The sequence below is a fragment of the Nocardia yamanashiensis genome (genome assembly GCF_021183565.1).
In the GTDB taxonomy this organism is placed as follows: Bacteria; Actinomycetota; Actinomycetes; order Mycobacteriales; family Mycobacteriaceae; genus Nocardia; species Nocardia yamanashiensis.
Map to the genome: position 1 here is coordinate 7,014,748 of NZ_CP089226.1, position 18,508 is coordinate 7,033,255.

Here is an 18,508-nt window from a genome sequence, read left to right on the forward strand (position 1 = left end):
CGCGGGCGCGCCCCCGGTGGCACCGGGGGCGGACCCACCCGTTTCCGTATCGCCGGCCGGCCCGGCACCGGCCGGCGGCTGCGGCACGAGTTCCTGCTCGATCACGGCCTGAGGCTACCGACCGCGTGTTCCCCCGTTGCCGTTGCCATTACCGCCGCCATTACCGCCGCCGGTCCCGCCACTGGGCGCGGTGGTGGTCGGCGCCCCGCCATCGGCCGGGGCCACCGGTTGGCCGGGCAGCGGACCGGTACCGCCGCCCCCGCCGCCGCTGTCACCGTCCTGGGTCTGCCCGCGGCTGCCGCCGTTCTGGCCGCCCTGGTTCTGCTGGCTCTGGTTCTGCGGGTTCGGCGCCACCCCGGGAATCGGGATGGAGAAGCCGGGCAGCCCCGGAATCGGCATCTGGCTGGTGGTGAACACCGGCGGTGCGATGGCCGCCTCGGTGGTGGACGGCGCGGTGTACGGGGCCGACCAGGACGGCACACCGGCCTGACCGGCGATGGCGCCCGGCTTCGGGAAGTTCTCCAGCGGCGTGCCCTTGAGCGCGCCGTCCATGGTGTCCTTCCAGATATCGGCGGGCAGGCCGGAACCGTAGATCATGCCGCCGCTGGCATTGCGCAGCTTCTCGCCCTGCTCGGTGCCGATCCACACCGCGGTCGCCAGCGACGGGGTGTAGCCGACCATCCAGGAGTCGCGGTTCTCGCCGGTGTCGCCGAGCTGGTTGGTACCGGTCTTGGTGGCGGACAGGCGGCCACCGGCCAGCTGATGGTTACGCGACCACGCCGCAATGGGTTTCATGGCGTCGGTGACATTGTCGGCGACGGCCGCGGACACCCGCTGCTCACCGGCGACCTCGCCGCGATCCAGCAGCACGGTGCCGTCCGAGGTGACGACCTTGGTCACGAAGTGCGGCTTGTGATAGACGCCGGAGGCGGCCAGCGTGGCGTACGCGGAGGCCATGTCCAGCGGCCGCACCTGGTACTGACCCAGCACGACGCCGTTGTTGGGGCCGGAGCCGTCCGGTTCGGTGAGCGTCTTGCCCACGCCCGGAATGGTTTCCGGAATGCCCAGCTTGTGCGCCATATCGGCGATCTTCTGCGGGCCGTTGCCCGGCATGTCCAGCATCATCCGGTAGAAGCTGGTGTTCAGCGACCGCTTCAGCGCCTCGGAGATGGTGCACATACCGCACTGCTCACCCTCGACGTTGGTGATCTTGATGCCGTTCACCGTCACCGGCGAGGAGTCGTAGAGCGTCGAGAGCGGCTTGCCCAGCTCCAGGTTCTCGGCCAGGCCGAACACCTTGAACGAGGAACCCGGGGGCAGACCGGCATTCGCGAAGTCGTAGCCCTGCCCGTCGGAGCCGCCGTAGTAGGCGCGCACCGCACCGGTCTTCGGATCCACCGCCGCCACGGCGGTGCGTAGCTTCTCCGGCTCGCCCTGCATGTTCTTGGCCACCGCGTCGATGGCCGCCTGCTGCGCCTTCGGATCGATGGTGGTGTAGATCTGCAGGCCCTCGGTATTGAGCTCGTGCTCGGAGATACCGGCTTCGGTCAGCTCCTTGAGCACCTGCGTCTTGATCAGGCCCTCGGGCCCGGTGTCCAGGGTCTTGTCGGCCTGCGCGTCGGCGGCCGGAATCACCTGCGGGTACTGCAGCGCCGCGGCATCGGTGGCGGACAGATTGCCGCCGTCCTTCATGCCGTTGACCACGTACTTCCAGCGTTCCTGCGCGCCGGTCGGATTCTTCTCCGGATCCAGGTTCGAGGGCTGCTGAATGGTCGCCGCCAGCACCGCGCCCTCGGCCACGCTCAGCTCCGAGACCGTCTTGCCGAAATACGCCTTGGCGGCGGCGTTGATGCCGTAGGCGCCGCGGCCGAAGTAGATGGTGTTCAGGTACGCGGTGAGGATCTCGTCCTTGGACCACTGCTTGGCCATCTTGGCCGAGATCACCAGCTCGCGCAGCTTACGGGTCAGCGTCCGCTCATTGCCGACCATGGCGTTCTTCACGTACTGCTGCGTGATGGTGGAACCACCGCCGGCGCTTTCCTTGCCGGTCAGGTTGTCCCAGAACGCGCGCCCGAAGCCCTTCATGGAGAAGCCCGGGTTGGTGTAGAAGTCGCGGTCCTCCGCCGCGATCACGGCATTGCGCACGTGCGGCGGAATTTGGTCGATGGTCACATCGGTGCGGTTGCCCTCGGGCGGAACCACTTTCGACAGCACCGAGCTGCCGTCCGACATGAAGATGGTGGCGACCTGGTTGGTCTTGAGATCGCCCGGGCGCGGCACGTTGACCGTCGAGTAGGCGATCAGGAACAGCGCCGACAGGCCGATGATGCCCAGGCCGCTGCCCACGTAGGCGATGCGGCGCAGGATCCGCCAGATGGACCGCTTGCGCGGCGCGCTCGCACTGCGGCCGCCGCCGGAACCACCGGAACCGCCGCCGCCGGGACGCCGCGGCGGCGCGCCCGGAGGCGTGCCGTTGCCGTTGCCGTTGGGCGCGGGCCGCCGGGCGGCGGGCTGTGCGCCCGAGGCCGGACGGGTGCGGTCGTTCACCGGGCGCGGGCGGGTATCGGTCCCGCCGCGCTGGGTGCGATCGGAGGTCGCGGCGCGCTGGATGTGATCCGGCGCCGGGCGTCTGGGCAGCTCTCCACTGCGCGGCTGCCCGCTCTGCGGCTGCGGGCCGCGCGGCGGTTGGGGACCCCGCGGGGGCTGCGGACCGCGCGGCGGCTGCCCGCCCGGCTGCGGACCCCGCTGCACCGGACCGTTCGGGCCCTGCCCGGGCCGGCCCTGCGGCTGTCGTGCGCCCGGAGGCGGACCGCTCGGGCGAGGCGGCGGATAGCCACCGGGTCCGGATTGCGAACCGCCACGGGGGCGGCCGCGGTGCGGTCCGTCGTCATAGGGCGAATTCACAGCGTGGATCTCCAATAGCTACTCGACAAACAGTTCCTGGCGGCTCGGTGCGGTCCTACAGCGCCCCGCGCGGGCCCGCGACACATGCCGCGGCGGGCAGGTGGCTGCCCGCTAATCAGCAGTCGGCGTGGCCTTTCACTCGGCGGCGGTGCGGCGCGTGCCGGAGCGGCGGCGGCCCGTCGGCGCGGGAGCACGGCCCAGCACATAGGACTGCACCAAATGGTTCCAACTGCAGGTCCGGCACACCTCGACCACGTGCACCGTGAACTCCTCGCGGCCTTCGGCCATCCGGAGCAACTCCTCCGGTGCGCGCGCCGAACCGGCCATCTGGCCGAGCCCGTCGCCGTAGACCCACGATACGAGAGTCAGCTGCTCTTTCCTGCAGATCGGGCATGTGACCTCGCTCCCGCGCCCGTGGAACTTCGCCGCACGCAACAGGTACGGGTTCGCGTCACAGACTTCCGCTACGGCCACACGCCCGGCGTAGACGTCGGCCAGCAGCGACCTACGCCGGAGCGCATAGTCCACTACCTGCCGCTGAATTCGCACGGCACCCAGAGTACTTGCGGCGGTGGCGACCCCGCACGCCCCGGATCGACTCTTATCTATCTCCCAGACGCGCCGTCAGCGGCATAGTGCGCGGGAAATATATCGGCGCGATATAGTTTGGAACTGCATCCATCGGTTAGATCTGAAACGAACCAGTCAGGGGGTGAGGCCCGGTGCTCGAGTTGGCAATCCTCGGGCTGCTCCTCGAATCACCGATGCACGGCTACGAACTGCGCAAGCGGCTCACGGGCCTGCTCGGACCGTTCCGCGCCTTCTCCTACGGGTCGCTGTATCCGACCCTGAAGCGAATGCAACTGGACGGTCTTATCGCTGAGGAGAGCCCGCAAGGTTTGACCACGCGACGTGCGCGGCGGGTTTACCAACTGACTGAAACGGGGCGGGTGCGGTTCGCGGAACTGCTCGCCGACACCGGGCCCCAGAACTACACCGACGACGGCTTCGGCGTTCATCTGGCCTTCTTCAGCCGCACCCCCGCGGAAGCGCGGATGCGGATTCTGGAGGGGCGGCGGAGGCAGGTCGAGGAGCGCCGAGAAGGACTGCGGGAGGCCATCAAGCGAGCCAGCGGGCAACTGGATCGCTACACCCGCCAGCTCCATCAACTCGGTCTCGAATCAAGCGAGCGTGAAGTGCGCTGGCTCAACGAGTTGATTGCTGCGGAGCAATCGACGAAGGCGGCACCACAGAAAGAGGGAAATATCGGCCATGAGTGACATCAACACCGAAGTACGGGTGGCCATCGTCGGCGTGGGCAACTGCGCGTCTTCCCTGGTCCAGGGCGTGCAGTACTACAAGGACGCCGACGCTGACTCGACTGTTCCGGGTCTCATGCACGTCAAGTTCGGTCCGTATCACGTGCGCGATGTGAAGTTCGTCGCCGCGTTCGACGTGGACGCGAAGAAGGTCGGCTTCGATCTCGCCGACGCCATCTTCGCCAGCGAGAACAACACCATCAAGATCTCCGACGTGCCGCCGAGCGACGTCACCGTGCAGCGTGGGCCGACCCTCGACGGCATCGGCAAGTACTACGCGCAGACCATCGAGCTCTCCGAGGCCGAGCCGGTCGACGTGGTGCAGGTGCTGAAGGACAACAAGGTCGACGTCCTCGTCTCCTACCTTCCGGTCGGTTCCGAAGAGGCGGACAAGTTCTACGCGCAGTGCGCCATCGACGCCGGTGTGGCGTTCGTCAACGCGCTGCCCGTGTTCATCGCCTCCGACCCGGTCTGGGCGCAGAAGTTCATCGACGCCGGCGTGCCGATCGTCGGCGACGACATCAAGTCGCAGGTCGGCGCGACCATCACGCACCGCGTGATGGCCAAGCTGTTCGAGGACCGCGGTGTCACGCTGGACCGCACCTACCAGCTGAACGTCGGCGGCAATATGGACTTCAAGAACATGCTCGAGCGTGATCGCCTGGAGTCCAAGAAGGTCTCCAAGACCCAGGCCGTGACCTCGAACCTGGAAGGTCCGCTGGCGGGCAAGGTGCACGACCGCAATGTGCACATCGGCCCGTCGGACTACGTCGAGTGGCTCGACGACCGCAAGTGGGCGTACGTCCGCCTCGAGGGTCGCGCCTTCGGTGACGTGCCGCTGAACCTGGAGTACAAGCTCGAGGTGTGGGACTCGCCGAACTCGGCCGGCATCATCATCGACGCCGTCCGCGCGGCGAAGATCGCCAAGGACCGCGGCATCGGCGGACCCGTCATCCCGGCCTCGGCCTACCTGATGAAGTCCCCTCCGAAGCAGATCGCCGACGACGTGGCGCGGGCGCAGCTCGAAGCCTTCATCATCGGCGCCGAGTAAGTTCTCGAAACACAAGAGCCGGGCTGCGATTCGATCGCAGCCCGGCTCTCGGTTTTTCGGCTCAGTCGAGGGAGACGTAGACCTCTACCGAGGTCGGTCCGGTGTAGCGCTCGATCTCCGCGGTGTGGGAGCGGGTGATGGTGCCCGCGTTCTCCGCCTTGGCGACTTTGGCCCAGGCCGTGCGCAGCAAATCGTAAGGCTTGTCGGAGACAACGAATTTCGCGTAGCGGCCCGACGGAATCCGCGTCACCACATCGCCGGTGTCCAGGTCACCGAGGTCCGATAGCTCGTAGCCGAGCACCGCGACGGCGTGGTCGTTCTGGCCGATGTATGCCGCGACCCGCTCGATCTTCTTCTCGCGCGCCAGGTAGCGATCCCAGGTGAAGTTGACCAGGTCCAGGTCGCGTGCGGTGACCTCGCGTCCCGCCAGGGGAATGGTGAGCCCGCCGACCAGGAACGGATCCAGGGTGACGATTTCGAAGTCCACGGCCCCTACCCCTCCACGCTCGTATCGAGCGCGACGAAAATCTCCACCGTCCGGGAATCCGGATAGTGCTCGAAATCCCCGGTGTAGGCGCGGGTCAGCTGGCCCGTCGCCTCCAGATCCCACACCGTGCGCCAGATGGACACCACGGTGTCGCCGAGGTTGTCACCGGTGCGGACGAAACGCGCGAAGGTACCGGCGGGGACCCGCGCCAGCACATCTCCGGGCAGCAGATCGTCGAGGGTCTTGCACTCGTAGCCGACGATATGGGTCAGGTACGAGCCGATTTCCGGCGCGTGGTCCACGTACGCGGTGGCCGGCGGGCCCGGCAGGTCGCGCGCCATGGTGCGCTTCCACGCCTCTTCGACCTTCGCGCGGCGCGGTCCTTCGACCGCGAGAGCCGGGCTGCGTAGCACCGTTCCGGCTACCAGCGTCTCGTGGCGTTCAACGACATTGAATTCCACCGGCGTCGCCCCTATGTCTCGTGCTGTGTCCGACCCCACCCTGCTCCCACCCGCATCCTGCCACCATTCGCCGGAGTCGCTGGCATCGGTAGCCGGTTCCACCATATCCGCGGCTGCCCATGGATGGGGCGGACCGCCGCGCAAACATGATCAACACCGAATCACGGTGAACAGTAGCCGTGAGTGCCCCGCCTTCACACCCCCGAATGGGGGTGGCGGGCGGCGATTCGGCGCGTCGCGGGGACATGCGGGCTATCCGGGGACCGGAATGCTGAGGCCGGGGAAGATCTCCACCTGCTTCGGCGGTTCGGCGGGCGGGATGATCACCACCGGTTCCTGCTGCTGGGCCGGATTCGGATTCAGGATGTCCCAATTGGCATTGGCCGGCGGCGAACCGGGCAGCGGATCGGGATTGGGGAACTGCTCGACCGGCGCGCCGTCCAGCGCGCCGTCCATGGTCTGCTTCCAGATATCGGCGGGCAGGCCGGAACCGTAGATGGCCGCCCCGCGCGCCGTCCGGATCGGTTGCGACTGTTCGGTTCCCACCCACACCGCGGTCGCCAGCGAGGGCGTGAACCCGACCATCCAGGCGTCCTTGTTCTGCCCGCTGTCGCCGAGCTGGGTGGTGCCGGTCTTGGCGGCCGAGGGCCGGCCCGCGAGATTGTGCCCGTTGGAGTAGGCCGCGATGGGCAGCATGGCCTGGGTGACGGTATCGGCCACGGCCGGGGTGATGCGCTGTTCGGTGCGCTGCGGGTCGGCGGCCCGGTCCAGCAGCACCCGGCCGTCGGCGGTGGTCACCTTCTGCACGAAGTAGGGCGCGCGGTAGGCCCCCGACGCGGCGAGGGTGGCGTACGCCGAGGCCATGTCGATGGGCCGGACCGAGTACGCGCCCAGCACGATCGACGGCAGCGGCGGGCCGCCGTCCTCGGTGAGGGTCTTGCCCGCCACGCCCGGAATGGATTCCGGGATGCCCGCCTGATGTGCCGCGTTGGCAATGGCTTTCGGGCCTTCGAACAGCGATTGGGTGAGCCGGTAGAAGCTGGTGTTGAGCGAGCGCTTGAACGCCTCCGACAGCGGGCAGGTGCCGCAGGTCTCGCCGCCGACGTTCTGGATCTTCTCGCCGTTCACGGTCACCGGACCGCTGTCGATCTTGTAGTTCATGGTGATGCCCTGCTGCAGCGCCGCCAGCACCGCGAAGGTCTTGAAGGCGGAACCGGTTTGCAAGGGGGCTTGCGCGAAATCGAATCCGATACCGTCCGGTCCGCCGTAATAGGCGCGCACCGCACCCGTGCGCGGATCGATCGACACCACGGCCGTGCGCAATTCACCCGGCTGCCCGCCCAGCGAGGAGTTCACCGCGTTCAGCGCCGCCTGCTGCGCCCGCGCGTCGATGGTCGTGATGATCTGCAGCGCACCGGTATTCAATTCCTGCTCGCTGATTCCGGAGGCGCGCAGCTCGCGCAGCACCTGGGCACGGATCAAACCCTCCGGACCGCGCGGAATGCTGTCGTCGAGCTCGGTGACCGGCACGATATTCGGGAACACGGTGGCGGCGCGCTCGGGGCGTTGCAGCACGCCCATCTCGATCATGCCGTCCAGCACATAGGACCAGCGCGCCTTCAACTGGTCCAGATGCGTCTCCGGGTCCAGTGCCGACGGCGTGCGCACCACCGACGCCAGCACCGCGCCCTCGGCCAGCGTCAGCTCCGGGACCGGTTTGGCGAAGTACGCCCGCGCCGCCGCCTGGATGCCGTACGCGCCGCGCCCGTAGTAGATGGTGTTCAGATAGGCGGCGAGAATGTCGTCCTTGCTCCATTCGCGGGCCATCTTGGCGGAGATGATGAGCTCGCGCATCTTGCGGCTCAGGGTCCGTTCGGAACTCAGGAAGGCGTTCTTCACGTATTGCTGGGTGATGGTCGAGCCGCCGCCCGCGTCTTCCTTGCCGGTGAAATTGTCCCGGGCCGCGCGCACGAACGCCGAGGTCGAATAGCCGGGATTGGTGTAGAAATTGCGATCCTCGGCCGAGAGCATGGCCAGCCGCACCGGTTGCGGAACATCGCTGAGCGGGACCGGGACCCGATTGCCCTCCGGCGGAACGACCTTCGCGATGACGGTATTGCCGTCCGCGGTGAGAATCGTGGCGATCTGATTGGTCTGCACCGATTCCGGGTCCGGGATCTCCGCGCTCCAGTACGCCAGCCCGAACAGCGCGGCGGGCAGCAGGACCAGGATCGCGAACAGCGTCACCAGCACCCGGAACACCCGATACCCGCGCGAGTGCTTGGGCCGCAGCGAGTTCGACGGCTTTTCGGGCGGTTTCGCCCGTTTGCGCGGCCGGCTGTGCGAGGGTTGACGCCGTGCGGTAGCGAGCTCATTCCAGCCAGCCATGGTGGCGTACGGTGCCGGATCACTGCGACGCCGTTTACGGGACGAGCTCACGAACATCTCCTCACTGGAGCGTCGAAAAAGCTTGCGTGTACGGAGGAAGCCGCAGACAGCGCTGTGCGGCGCGACCCATGCTAATGGACACACCCGACCGGTCGGCGGTATTGCGCGCCTGCGCCAGGCAAGGGGCCCCGGGGGCGGTGCCTGCGCCCGGTATATGGGGGTCCCGGGGGCGAAGCCCCCGAAACCCCTTTCCTGCTGAGCCGAAGGCTCAGCTCTTCACGCCGCCCGCGGTCAGACCCGAGATGATGCGGCGCTGGAACAGCAGCACCATGATCACCAGCGGAATGGTCACGATGGTGCCCGCCGCCATAATGGCCGCGTAGGGCTGGACCAGGGGGTTGTTACCCGAGAACCGGGCGACGGCCACCGTCACCGGCTCGGTCTTGTCCGAGGACAGCAGCCGCGCCAGCAGGTATTCGTTCACCGCGGCGATGAAAGCCAGGATGGCCGTGGTGAATACGGCCGGCGCCGCCAGCGGCAGCATGATCAACCGGAACGCCTGGAACCGCGACGCCCCGTCGATCCGCGCCGCTTCCTCCAGCTCCCAAGGCAATTCGGTGAAGAACGACGCCAGGATGTACACCGTCATGGGCAGCACGAACGAGATGTTCGGAATGATCATGGCCTGGTAGTGCCCGATCCACCCGATATCGGTGAACAACTGGAACAGCGGCGTCACCAGCACCACCACCGGGAACATGGACGCCGACAGGATCAGCCCCGACACCACGTACTGGCCCTTGAACGTCAGCCGCGCCAGCGCGTACGCCGCCATCACGCCGATGATCAGCGCGATCACCGTGGTGAACAACCCGATGATGACGCTGTTGCCCAGCGCCCGCCCGAAGTCGTTGCCGCGACTGGTGTCGAACGCATTGCTGAAGTTCTCGAACGTCACATGGGTGGGCCACGGGGTGTTGTCGAACTGGTAGTCCGGATCGCGCAGCGCGGTCACGACCATCCAGTAGAACGGGCCGAGGCCCCACACCAGCACGATCAGCGCGCCGAGGTAAACGCGCGCGGAGGCCAGCTTCTTCGTCCACGGAACCGGCTGCACGCCCGGCTTGTTCGGCGCGGCGGCGGACTCTTTGGTCATATCGATGGGCCCACCCGTCACCCGACCGCCGCCCCCCACCGAATCGCTTCGCGATGCTGTACTCATCAGTGCGCCTCCCGCTGTGCTTCCTGGGTGCGAACCGCATTGGCGCCCAGCACCTTCACCAGCAGGAACGCCACCGCGAAGATGAGCAGGAAGGTGATGATCGACAGTGCCGAGGCGCTGTTGGGCCCCTGCCGCACCTGATCCACCACCAGCATCGAGATGGTCCGGGTATTGGCATTGGACTGCGTCATGATGGCCGGCAGGTCGTACATGCGCAGCGCGTCCATGGTGCGGAACAGCACCGCCACCAGCAGCGCCGGCTTCAGCAGCGGCATGGTGATGTGCCAGAACCGCTGCCAGGCGGACGCCCCGTCCACCTTCGCGGCCTCGTACACGTCCTCCGGAATCACCTGCAGCCCGGCCAGGATCAGCAGCGCCATGAACGGGGTGGTCTTCCACACGTCGGCGGCGATGACCGCGAACCGCGACGGCCATTCGTCCACGGTCCACAGGATGTGGGTGCCGAGCACCCGGTTGACCACGCCGTCGTACTGGAACATGAACTCCCACAACCGCGCCGTGACGGCGGTGGGGATGGCCCACGGAATGAGCACGGCCGCGCGCAGCAGCGCCCGGCCCTTGAAGGTCTTGCCCATGATCATGGCCATGCCCAGCCCGATGGTGGCCTCCAGCGTCACCGTGATCACGGTGAAGAACAGGGTGACGCCGATGGCCAGCCAGAACTGCGAGCCCAGATTGCCGGTGGGGCAGCTGACCGTCTCACCGAAACTGTTGGTGCACTGCTGCATCAGCCAGTGCGTGTAGTTGTCGAATCCGGCATTGCCGCCCTCGACGAACATGCCGGTGGCGGGATCGAGCCCGGAATCCTTCTGGAACGACATGATCAGCGCCCGGACCACCGGGTAGCCGATCACCACCGCCAGCGCCAGCAGCACCGGCGTGACGAACAGCCAGGCCTTCGCCGTACCGGATAGACCGGTACGGCGCTTCGGCGCGGAGGCAGCGGGTTTCGTGGACATGCCGGGCAGATCGGGCGGCGCGACCTCGGTCGCTCCCGAAGGACGTGACACCGTTTCTCTTCTCCTGCGGGACGGACTCGTCAAGACGGGAGAATCCTACGACCCGGCGGTCTCGATGCCCTTCTGCATCCCGATGATCGCTTCGTCGACGGACTGCTTGCCTTCGATCGCCTTGTAGGCGTTCTCCTGCACGGCCTTCGACACCGCCGAGTAGTACGGGGTCACCGGACGCGGCACCGCCGAGGCGATGGAGTCCTTGAGCGCGGGCAGGTACGGCATCTTGGCGATCAGCGCCGGATCGTCGTAGACCGAGGCGCGGACCGACGGCAGCGCGCCCTGCGCCACGATGTGCTGGGCGTCCTCGCTGATCAGGTAGCGCAGGAAGTCCAGCGCGGTGGCCTTGTTCTTGGAGAAGGCGCTGATGGCGGCGTTGTAGCCACCCAGGGTGGAGGCGCCGATGCCGTCCTTGCCGGGCAGCGGGGCGACCCCGAACTTGTCCTTCACCGCGGAGGCGTCGGAACCGGCGTCACCGAAGCTGGACGGCCAGCCGCGCATGTACATGAGCTTGCCGGTGACGAAGGCGTTCTGCGACTCCGGCTCCTTGAACGAGAGCGCCTGCGGCGGGATGTCGCCGTTCTTGTACGCCTCCACCAGGATCGACAGCCCGGCGCGCGCCTGCGGCGAGTTCACCGTCGGGGTCTTGCCGTCCGCGCCGACGAAGCTGCCGCCGAAAGCGTTGATGACCTCGGCGGTGTTCACGGTCAGGCCCTCGTAGGGGGCGAACTGGCCCGCGTAGCAACCGATTCCGGCCTCACGCGCCTTGGGGCAGCTGGACAGCAGCTCCGACCAGGTCTTCGGGGCTTCCTGCACCAGGTCCTTGCGGTAGTACAGCAGGCCGCCGTTGGTGTTGCGCGGCGCGGCGTACAGGGTGCCGTTGTAGGTGGCCGAGGCGACCGGCGGCGACAGCAGCGTCGAGGTGTCGATCTGGAACTGGTCCTTGAGCGGCTGGATCCAGCCCTTGGCGGCGAACTCGGCGGTCCACGGCACGTCGAGCGCGACCACGTCGTAGTCGGAGCTCTTGGCGTTCAGGTGCTGCTTGAGATCGTCGTACTGCTGGTTGGCGTCGTTCGACTGCTCCTTGAACGTCACCTTCTCGTCCGGGTGCGCGGCGTTCCAGCGCTCGACGAGCTGCTTGACCGCACCGGTCTCGGTGGTGTCCTTGCCCTCGACGTAGGTGATCGGCCCGCGGCCCGTCAGGTTCTGCGAGACGGGGCTGCTCCCACTGTCACTGGAGCAGGCGCTGACGAAGGTCGCCGTCAGCAGCGCGGCTCCGGTCATGACCACGGCGGCGCGTGGGACCAGTGACGTACGTAGGATCTGCTTCAAAGCCATCGCGGATACTCCAGGGTCGAGACGTGAGCGGCAGCACACTGGGCCGGGTGCACAAGGGAAGATACATGGTTGCGATATCGTGCGCCCGAGCTACCTCGTCAGATCGCGGTTCGCTCCAGGTTCGCGGCCGTCTCGTTCTGGACTGAGTGGAGCGGAGGAGCGAAGCGGGGGAGCGGAGGGAGGGAAGAACGAGACATGAGGGCCGCGAACCCGCCCGGAGCGAAGCGGAGGGCAAATTGAGCACAGAGAAGATGCTCACTCGGATCGGCGGTTTGCTGCGGCAGGCCGAGTCGACCGAGAACTCCCATGAGGCGGAAGCCTTTCTGGCGGCGGCGCAGAAGCTGGCCACCCGGTCCTCGATCGATCTGGCGGTGGCGCGGGCGCACATCTCGACCCGGGAGCGGCGGCCGACGCCGGTGCAGCGGGTGATCCCGATCGGCGAGGCGGGCAAGCGCGGGCTGCGGACGTATGTGCAGCTGTTCGTGGCCATCGCGTCGGCCAATGACGTGAAATGCGATGTGGCGCGGACTTCGACCACCGTCTACGCCTACGGATTCGACACCGATATCGATACCTGCGAGGCGCTGTACACGAGCCTGCTGATCCAGATGGTGCGGGCGTCGGACCAGTACATCAAATCCGGGTCCTACAAATCGGCGACCACCGAGAAAGTGGTGGTCGAAAGCCGCTGGGGGCGCAAGATCCAGCGCAAGGTGCAGACGCCGGTGGCCGCGGTGACCGCGCGCCTGAATTTCCAGATGGCGTTCGCGGCGCGGATCGGCAAGCGGCTGGCCGAGGTGAAAGCCGATGTGGAGGCCGAGGCGGTGCGGGCCGAAGTCGCCGAATCGGTGTCCACCGGAATGGCTTTGGCATTGCGCAACAAGGAATTGGAACTGACCGACTTCTACGGCCGCACCTCCGAAGCCCGTGGCACCTGGCGTGGGCCGCAGGCGTCGGCCGGATATTCCGCGGCGGCGCGGCGGGCCGGGGATCGCGCCGGGCGCAATGCGCGCCTGGGTGATTCCGGTGAACTGGGCGGCGCACGCGGGCAATTGCCGCGAGGCGAGGGGTGACCGTCCGCGATTCCCAGCGCAGCCGGGTCTACGACGCGGAGATGCTGGTCCGGGGGATGTTCGACCGCGCCGATGAATTCGGTACGCGCACTGTCGAAATGCACGGTTCACAAATGACGTTGCCGGTCGAGCGGCGTTTCGCCTCGGTGGAATCGGTGCAGAGTTATGTGGATAAAGTGATGGCGCTGAATTGGATACGCGCCCGATGGGATCGCGCGACCACGCCCGTCACGGTCCGTTCCCGCGCGGGCGCGAAGGCCGCCCACTACGAAGCCGAGGGCTCGATCCTGGCCGTGCCTTTGCACGTCGGTGGAACCGCCTGGGCGCTACGAGAATTGGTGATCCTCCACGAACTGGCGCATCACCTCGACCCCGCCCCCGGCGAAACCGCACCGCACGGCCCCGAATTCTGCGCCCGCTACCTCGAATTGGCGGACGGGATCATCGGCCCCGAGGCCGCACTCATACTGCGCACCACCCTGTATTCCTGCGGCGTCCGCATAGCCTGAGCGCCCGAGCCATTCCGCCGCGCGTGCTGTTGATCCCGCCTGGGTCAGGGCAGCAGCTTCCGCACCCGATCCAATCGTTCCCGCCACCACCGCACCCGCTCCGCATCGGGATGCCGATACCGCTCCAGCAATTCCGGATCCGGTGCGGGCGCACGGTCCGGCACCGAAAGAAATCCGTTCACGGGACGCAGCGGCTCCGCCGCCAAATCCCCCGTGAACAGCGACAAAGTGTCGAGCCCGCAAGCGAATTCGAGTTCCGGCAGCGTGGCCGCCAACCGCACCTGTGCCGCCAGCCCCACACTCGTCTCCAGCGCCGACGACACGATGCACGGCAATCCCGCCGCCTCCGCTACCGCCAGCGCCCGCCGCACCCCGCCCAACGGCGTGCATTTCAATACCGCCACATCGGCCGCCCCCGCCACCGCGACCCGCATCGGATCCTCGGCCCGCCGAATCGATTCGTCCGCCGCGATCCGCACATCCACCCGCCGCCGCACCGCCGCCAGTTCCTCCACCGTCCGGCAAGGCTGCTCCACATATTCGAGCCCACCTGCGGCCCGATCGATCAACTTGATCCGCTCCACAGCCGTATCCACATCCCACACGGCGTTCGCATCCACCCGCACCGCCCCGTCGGGCCCGAGCGCCTCGCGCACCGCCGCCACCCGCTCCAGATCCTCGCCCAGCGAATCCGGATGATCAGCAACCTTCACTTTCGCTGTCCGGCAACCGGATCCGGCCACGATCTCCCGCGCCCGCTCCGGCCCCACCGCCGGCACGATGCAATTCACCGGCACCCGATCCCGCACCGTCGCGGGCCACCCCACCGTCGCCTGCTCGACCGCCGTAGCCAGCCAGGCCGCCGCCTCCCGATCGTCGTACTCGGGAAACGCGCAGAACTCCCCCCACCCGGCGGGTCCGGGAATCAGCATCCCTTCTCGCACGGTGATCCCCCGAAACCGCGTCCGCATCGGAATCGCGTACACCACAGACGCCCCGAAATCCGCGCTCTCGCTCATCGCCCGAACGCTACTCGCCCAGCTCGAACACCCTTCCTCGCGGTTTCGCCGGCCCCCGGTGCCACCTGGTCGGCGAAAGACGTTGCCCAGCCTCATCTACCCGCGTGACATCGGTACGGCCTGGTGAACCGGTATCGCGGGTGATCGAGTGCGGTGTGCGCGCCGGGTTATGGGGTAGCGGTGGCGCGGTGAGCCGTTCAAAATGCGCTCAGAGTGTCGAACGACCCGGGGGGAGCCCGCACATCATGAAGCCGCCGCCAGAGGAACCTCGTCAGGAAGACGTGGAGACCCTCCGATCGAACAAGTCGTCGGAAGGCCGGCCGCCGGAACCGCCGTCGCCGCCGGTATGGGGACCGGGGGAGGGACCCAATTCCTTTGGCGGCCCGCAGCAGAACCTGCCCCCGGCCGGTGGCGCACCCGCGCCCGGACGCCCATATCCGCCGAATTCCGGTGGTCCGGGGCCGCAATCGCGCGGTCCGGCCGCCGACTTCGCACCGAATCCGTCCCGTCCGTCAAGGCCGGAACACAACCAGGCGGTCGGCCCCGGGCAGCGTGGACCACGTCCTGAACCGGGCGTCCAGCCGTTCGGCCCTGCCGGCCAGCCGAGCCCGCCGCAGTTCCCGGGGGCCGGACAACCCGGTGCGCCGCAATCGTTCGGCGGCGCAGGTCAATCCGGTCGGCCCCAGCCGCCCGGCGGACCACAGCCCTTCGGCGGGCCGGGTCAGCCCGGAGGGGGCTCGCAACGGGGCGAAATCTCGCGGCCGGGGGCTCGCCCGCGTGCAGAGATCGGACGGAATGATCCGACCGATGTCGCACCCGCCCGTCATCCCGGAGCTCCGGCGGGGAATCCCGGTCCGGGCGGCAATGCCGCTGCGGCAGTGGATCGTTCGGGGGACGACCGGCCGACCAACAAGCTCGGTGGCGGGGATCCGGCACCGGGTGTCGCGCCCGCTGCGCCAGGCGGCTGGCAACCGCCCAATGAACAAGCCGTGGGACGACAGGGGGATGGCCGCCCGGGGAACGCGGTACCTACCAATCGGTTTGGTGACGAGCCCTCAGGAGTGCGTGGCAACCAGCCGCAGCGCGGGCGTGGAGGCTTCGACCCCTCTCGTGGGCAGTCGCCGAGCCGGCCGGACGCGGGGTCGCAGCCGCGAAACTATGGACCGTCGGCGGGTGGTGCCGGGTCCGGTGGGGCCGATTCGAATTTCGGTGGGTGGGGTGCGCCGGGGGCGGCGCAGAATTTCGGTGGGGCAGGGGTGAATTCGCCGTCGGGGCCGAACAGTGGGGCGTGGCCGCCGCAGTCCGGCCCGGCGAGTGGGGAGTGGCCGCGGCAGGGCGGACCGACTGGCGGTGAATGGCCTGATCAGGCTGGTGATCGGTCGAAGGCCGGTGGGCCGGGTACGGGTGAGTGGCCGAATCAGGCGGGGTCGAAATCCGGTGGGCCGAAGTCCGGTGGGCCGGGGACGGGGGAGTGGCCGAATCAGGCGGGGTCGAAGTCCGGTGGGCCGGGGACGGGGGAGTGGCCCAAGCAGGCGGGGCCGAGTACCGGGGAGTGGGCGGCTGTGGGGAGTGCGGCTGGGCGGGATTCGGGATCGGTTGCGAGTGCGGCTGGTTCGGGAAAGTCGGGGAGTGAGCAGTACGACGGGTTCGGGGCTGCCGGGGCGGCGGTGGAGGCGGCGCCCAAGCGGGGTGTGCGGATGGTCGATCTGGGGATAAGTGTCGGGGCGTTCCTGGTCGGCGTGGTCGCCATGTTCGGGTTCGGGAACGACCTGTTCGGGAAGTTCTTCCAGCTGGTGCACAACCGGTGTACGGCGAAGAAGGACTTCTCGGTGCAGTGCGATCTGGTGCGACCGCCCAGTTCTGCGTTGTGGGGCTTGATGATCGCCGGTGGCGGAATGTCGCTGGCGCTGATCACCGGGTTGGTGCTGACGTCGGTCGCGGCGCTCACGGGTCGGAAGCGGCCGTGGCTGGGGCTTGCCATCGCGGTGCCGGTGATCCTGGTCGCGGGCGCGGCCGGACACGTGCTGGTGAGCAGCGCGATCGCGGACTGAAACGGGGCGGGCTGGGCATCCTGGAGGTATGGCGGAGTATTGGCGGCCGCCGCCGCGGCCGGGAGACCTGGCCGTCGCCGTGGTGATCTACCTGCTGGGCGCCGGATTCGCCTGGTTCATGGCGCTTCTGGTGCCGGAGTACGACCTCCTGGCACGCGAACCGGGCGATACCCGCTACCTCCCGGTGGCATACGCCGTCGGCTGGGCGGGCATCGTCATCGCCGCGATGGTGGTCCCCCTGTGGATCCTCCGCGAGTACCAATACCGCCAGCGTTCCTGGCCCACAGCACTATTGATCTTCCCCCTGGTAACCCTCGCCTGGGTCCTGGGCCTCTTCGTAGCGATCTTCGCCGTCGGGGCGAGCGGTTGAGTGGCACACCAGCGCGGACATTCCGGACAGAAACCCACCCTGGTGTGCCACTCGAATTTCAGAGCCTTTCGTAGATGGTGGCGTTGGCTAGGCCGCCTGCCTCGCACATGGTTTGGAGGCCGTAGCGGGCGCCGCGGTCGTGGAGGGCGTGGACGAGGGTGGTGGCCAGGCGGGAACCGGAGGCGCCGAGGGGGTGGCCCAGGGCGATCGCGCCGCCGTTCACGTTCACCTTGGACAGGTCGGCGCCGGTGTCCCGGGCCCAGGCCAGCACTACCGAGGAGAACGCTTCGTTGACTTCGAAGAGGTCGATGTCGGACAGTTCGAGCCCGGCGCGTTGCAGGACTTTGCGGGTCGCGGGGATGACGGCGGTCAGCATGAGCAGCGGATCGTCGCCGGCCACCGCGAAGCTGTGCAGGCGGGCGAGGGGGCGCAGGCCGAGCTGGGCGGCGCGTTCGCTGGTCATGATCAGGACCGCGGAGCTGCCGTCGTTGATCTGGGATGCGTTGGCGGCGGTGATGTTCCAGCCGATCTGCGGGAAACGCGCGGCCATCTCCTCGCTGTAGTAGGCGGGCCGGAGGCCGGCGAGGGTGTCGAGGGTGCTGCCGGTACGGATGCCTTCGTCGAACGTGATGCCGTTCAAGGGCGCCAGCTGGGCTTCGAAGAGGCCGTTCTTCGTTGCGGTGGCGGCCTTTTCGTGGCTGCTCAGGGCGAATTCGTCGAGCTGGGTGCGGGACAGACCCCATTTGGCGGCGATCAACTCGGCGCTGATGCCCTGCGGGACGAGGCCCTCGGGATAGCGCTCGGCGAACCCGACGCCCGCGATGTCCTCCGCGCCGACCATATTGGCCCCCATGGGGACCCGGCTCATGGATTCCACGCCGCCGGCCACCACGATGTCGTACGCCCCGGCGATCACGCCCTGCGCCGCGAAGTGGATCGCCTGCTGGCTGCTGCCGCACTGCCGGTCGACGGTGGTGGCGGGCACCGATTCCGGATATCCGGCGGCCAGGGCGGCGCGCCGGGTGAGGTTGGAGCCCTGCTCGCCGACGGCGGTGACGACACCGCCGATCACATCGTCGATCAAAGCGGGATCGATCTCGCTGCGCCGCACCACTTCTCGCAGGCTGTGCGCGAACAGATCGACCGGATGCACCCCGTGCAATGCGCCGTTCGGCTTGCCTTTGCCGATGGGGCTGCGGACCGCTTCGACGATGACTGCGTCTCTCATTGCGATTCCTTCCGAATGCGCTGCCGTGCACCGCAGGGGGTATCCGGGGGCCTG

The 18,508-nt window shown here is 68.0% G+C and carries 17 protein-coding genes; 6 read left to right on the forward strand and 11 right to left on the reverse strand.

All coding sequences use genetic code 11. The features are described from left to right. Positions 1–114: 114 nt before the first annotated feature. Together LTV02_RS32340 and LTV02_RS32345 are read right to left on the reverse strand one after the other, a co-directional pair. Positions 115–2,751, reverse strand: a complete 2,637-nt coding sequence (locus LTV02_RS32340) for a transglycosylase domain-containing protein (protein WP_408639286.1) — start codon at positions 2,749–2,751, stop codon at positions 115–117. 288 nt (positions 2,752–3,039) lie between these two features. After that, on the reverse strand, positions 3,040–3,453 hold the full coding sequence (locus LTV02_RS32345) for a DUF5318 domain-containing protein (protein ID WP_084523838.1): 414 nt from the start codon (positions 3,451–3,453) through the stop codon (positions 3,040–3,042). Between the two features lie 173 nt (positions 3,454–3,626). On the opposite strand from LTV02_RS32345, the gene LTV02_RS32350 reads away from it, so the two are divergent. Both LTV02_RS32350 and LTV02_RS32355 read left to right on the forward strand, forming a co-directional pair. Further along, positions 3,627–4,184, forward strand: coding sequence for a PadR family transcriptional regulator (locus tag LTV02_RS32350; RefSeq protein WP_067720701.1), 558 nt, complete (start codon positions 3,627–3,629; stop codon positions 4,182–4,184). Further along, positions 4,177–5,274 (forward strand): inositol-3-phosphate synthase, encoded by a 1,098-nt coding sequence (locus LTV02_RS32355; protein WP_067720702.1) that lies wholly within the window; start codon positions 4,177–4,179, stop codon positions 5,272–5,274. Before LTV02_RS32350 ends, LTV02_RS32355 begins: the two co-directional genes overlap by 8 nt. A gap of 61 nt (positions 5,275–5,335) precedes the next feature. Here LTV02_RS32355 and LTV02_RS32360 read toward each other — a convergent pair whose 3' ends face one another. From LTV02_RS32360 to LTV02_RS32385, 6 genes are all read right to left on the reverse strand, one after another. Beyond that, positions 5,336–5,761 (reverse strand): GyrI-like domain-containing protein, encoded by a 426-nt coding sequence (locus LTV02_RS32360; protein ID WP_233035472.1) that lies wholly within the window; start codon positions 5,759–5,761, stop codon positions 5,336–5,338. Between the two features lie 5 nt (positions 5,762–5,766). Further along, on the reverse strand, positions 5,767–6,222 hold the full coding sequence (locus LTV02_RS32365) for a GyrI-like domain-containing protein (protein WP_067720704.1): 456 nt from the start codon (positions 6,220–6,222) through the stop codon (positions 5,767–5,769). 252 nt (positions 6,223–6,474) lie between these two features. Then, positions 6,475–8,610: a transglycosylase domain-containing protein gene (locus LTV02_RS32370; protein ID WP_408639287.1), complete on the reverse strand. Its 2,136-nt coding sequence runs from the start codon at positions 8,608–8,610 to the stop codon at positions 6,475–6,477. 268 nt (positions 8,611–8,878) lie between these two features. Then, positions 8,879–9,700 (reverse strand): carbohydrate ABC transporter permease, encoded by an 822-nt coding sequence (locus LTV02_RS32375; RefSeq protein WP_067720794.1) that lies wholly within the window; start codon positions 9,698–9,700, stop codon positions 8,879–8,881. 131 nt (positions 9,701–9,831) lie between these two features. Next, on the reverse strand, positions 9,832–10,812 hold the full coding sequence (locus LTV02_RS32380; RefSeq protein ID WP_233041791.1) for a carbohydrate ABC transporter permease: 981 nt from the start codon (positions 10,810–10,812) through the stop codon (positions 9,832–9,834). A 96-nt stretch (positions 10,813–10,908) separates the two neighbouring features. Beyond that, the gene (locus tag LTV02_RS32385; protein ID WP_233035475.1) at positions 10,909–12,204 is read right to left on the reverse strand and encodes an ABC transporter substrate-binding protein; all 1,296 of its coding nucleotides are present in this window, start codon (positions 12,202–12,204) and stop codon (positions 10,909–10,911) included. A 236-nt stretch (positions 12,205–12,440) separates the two neighbouring features. Here LTV02_RS32385 and LTV02_RS32390 point away from each other — a divergent pair, with 236 nt between their 5' ends. Both LTV02_RS32390 and LTV02_RS32395 read left to right on the forward strand, forming a co-directional pair. Beyond that, positions 12,441–13,277 (forward strand): DUF2786 domain-containing protein, encoded by an 837-nt coding sequence (locus tag LTV02_RS32390; RefSeq protein ID WP_233035476.1) that lies wholly within the window; start codon positions 12,441–12,443, stop codon positions 13,275–13,277. A gap of 41 nt (positions 13,278–13,318) precedes the next feature. Continuing rightward, entirely contained in the window at positions 13,319–13,786 is a 468-nt protein-coding gene (locus LTV02_RS32395) for a TIGR04338 family metallohydrolase (protein WP_233041792.1), read from the forward strand. 44 nt (positions 13,787–13,830) lie between these two features. Here LTV02_RS32395 and LTV02_RS32400 read toward each other — a convergent pair whose 3' ends face one another. Further along, entirely contained in the window at positions 13,831–14,805 is a 975-nt protein-coding gene (locus tag LTV02_RS32400) for an o-succinylbenzoate synthase (protein ID WP_233035477.1), read from the reverse strand. Positions 14,806–15,317: 512 nt separating this feature from the next. Continuing rightward, positions 15,318–15,548, reverse strand: coding sequence for a hypothetical protein (locus LTV02_RS39370; RefSeq protein ID WP_269821576.1), 231 nt, complete (start codon positions 15,546–15,548; stop codon positions 15,318–15,320). 954 nt (positions 15,549–16,502) lie between these two features. On the opposite strand from LTV02_RS39370, the gene LTV02_RS32410 reads away from it, so the two are divergent. Together LTV02_RS32410 and LTV02_RS32415 are read left to right on the forward strand one after the other, a co-directional pair. Beyond that, the gene (locus LTV02_RS32410) at positions 16,503–16,856 is read left to right on the forward strand and encodes a hypothetical protein (RefSeq protein ID WP_233041925.1); all 354 of its coding nucleotides are present in this window, start codon (positions 16,503–16,505) and stop codon (positions 16,854–16,856) included. Between the two features lie 28 nt (positions 16,857–16,884). Beyond that, positions 16,885–17,226, forward strand: coding sequence for a hypothetical protein (locus tag LTV02_RS32415; RefSeq protein WP_233035478.1), 342 nt, complete (start codon positions 16,885–16,887; stop codon positions 17,224–17,226). A 58-nt stretch (positions 17,227–17,284) separates the two neighbouring features. Here LTV02_RS32415 and LTV02_RS32420 read toward each other — a convergent pair whose 3' ends face one another. Next, positions 17,285–18,454 carry a thiolase family protein gene (locus LTV02_RS32420; RefSeq protein WP_233035479.1) on the reverse strand — a complete coding sequence of 390 codons (1,170 nt, stop codon included), beginning with the start codon at positions 18,452–18,454 and terminating at the stop codon, positions 17,285–17,287. Positions 18,455–18,508 lie beyond the last annotated feature (54 nt).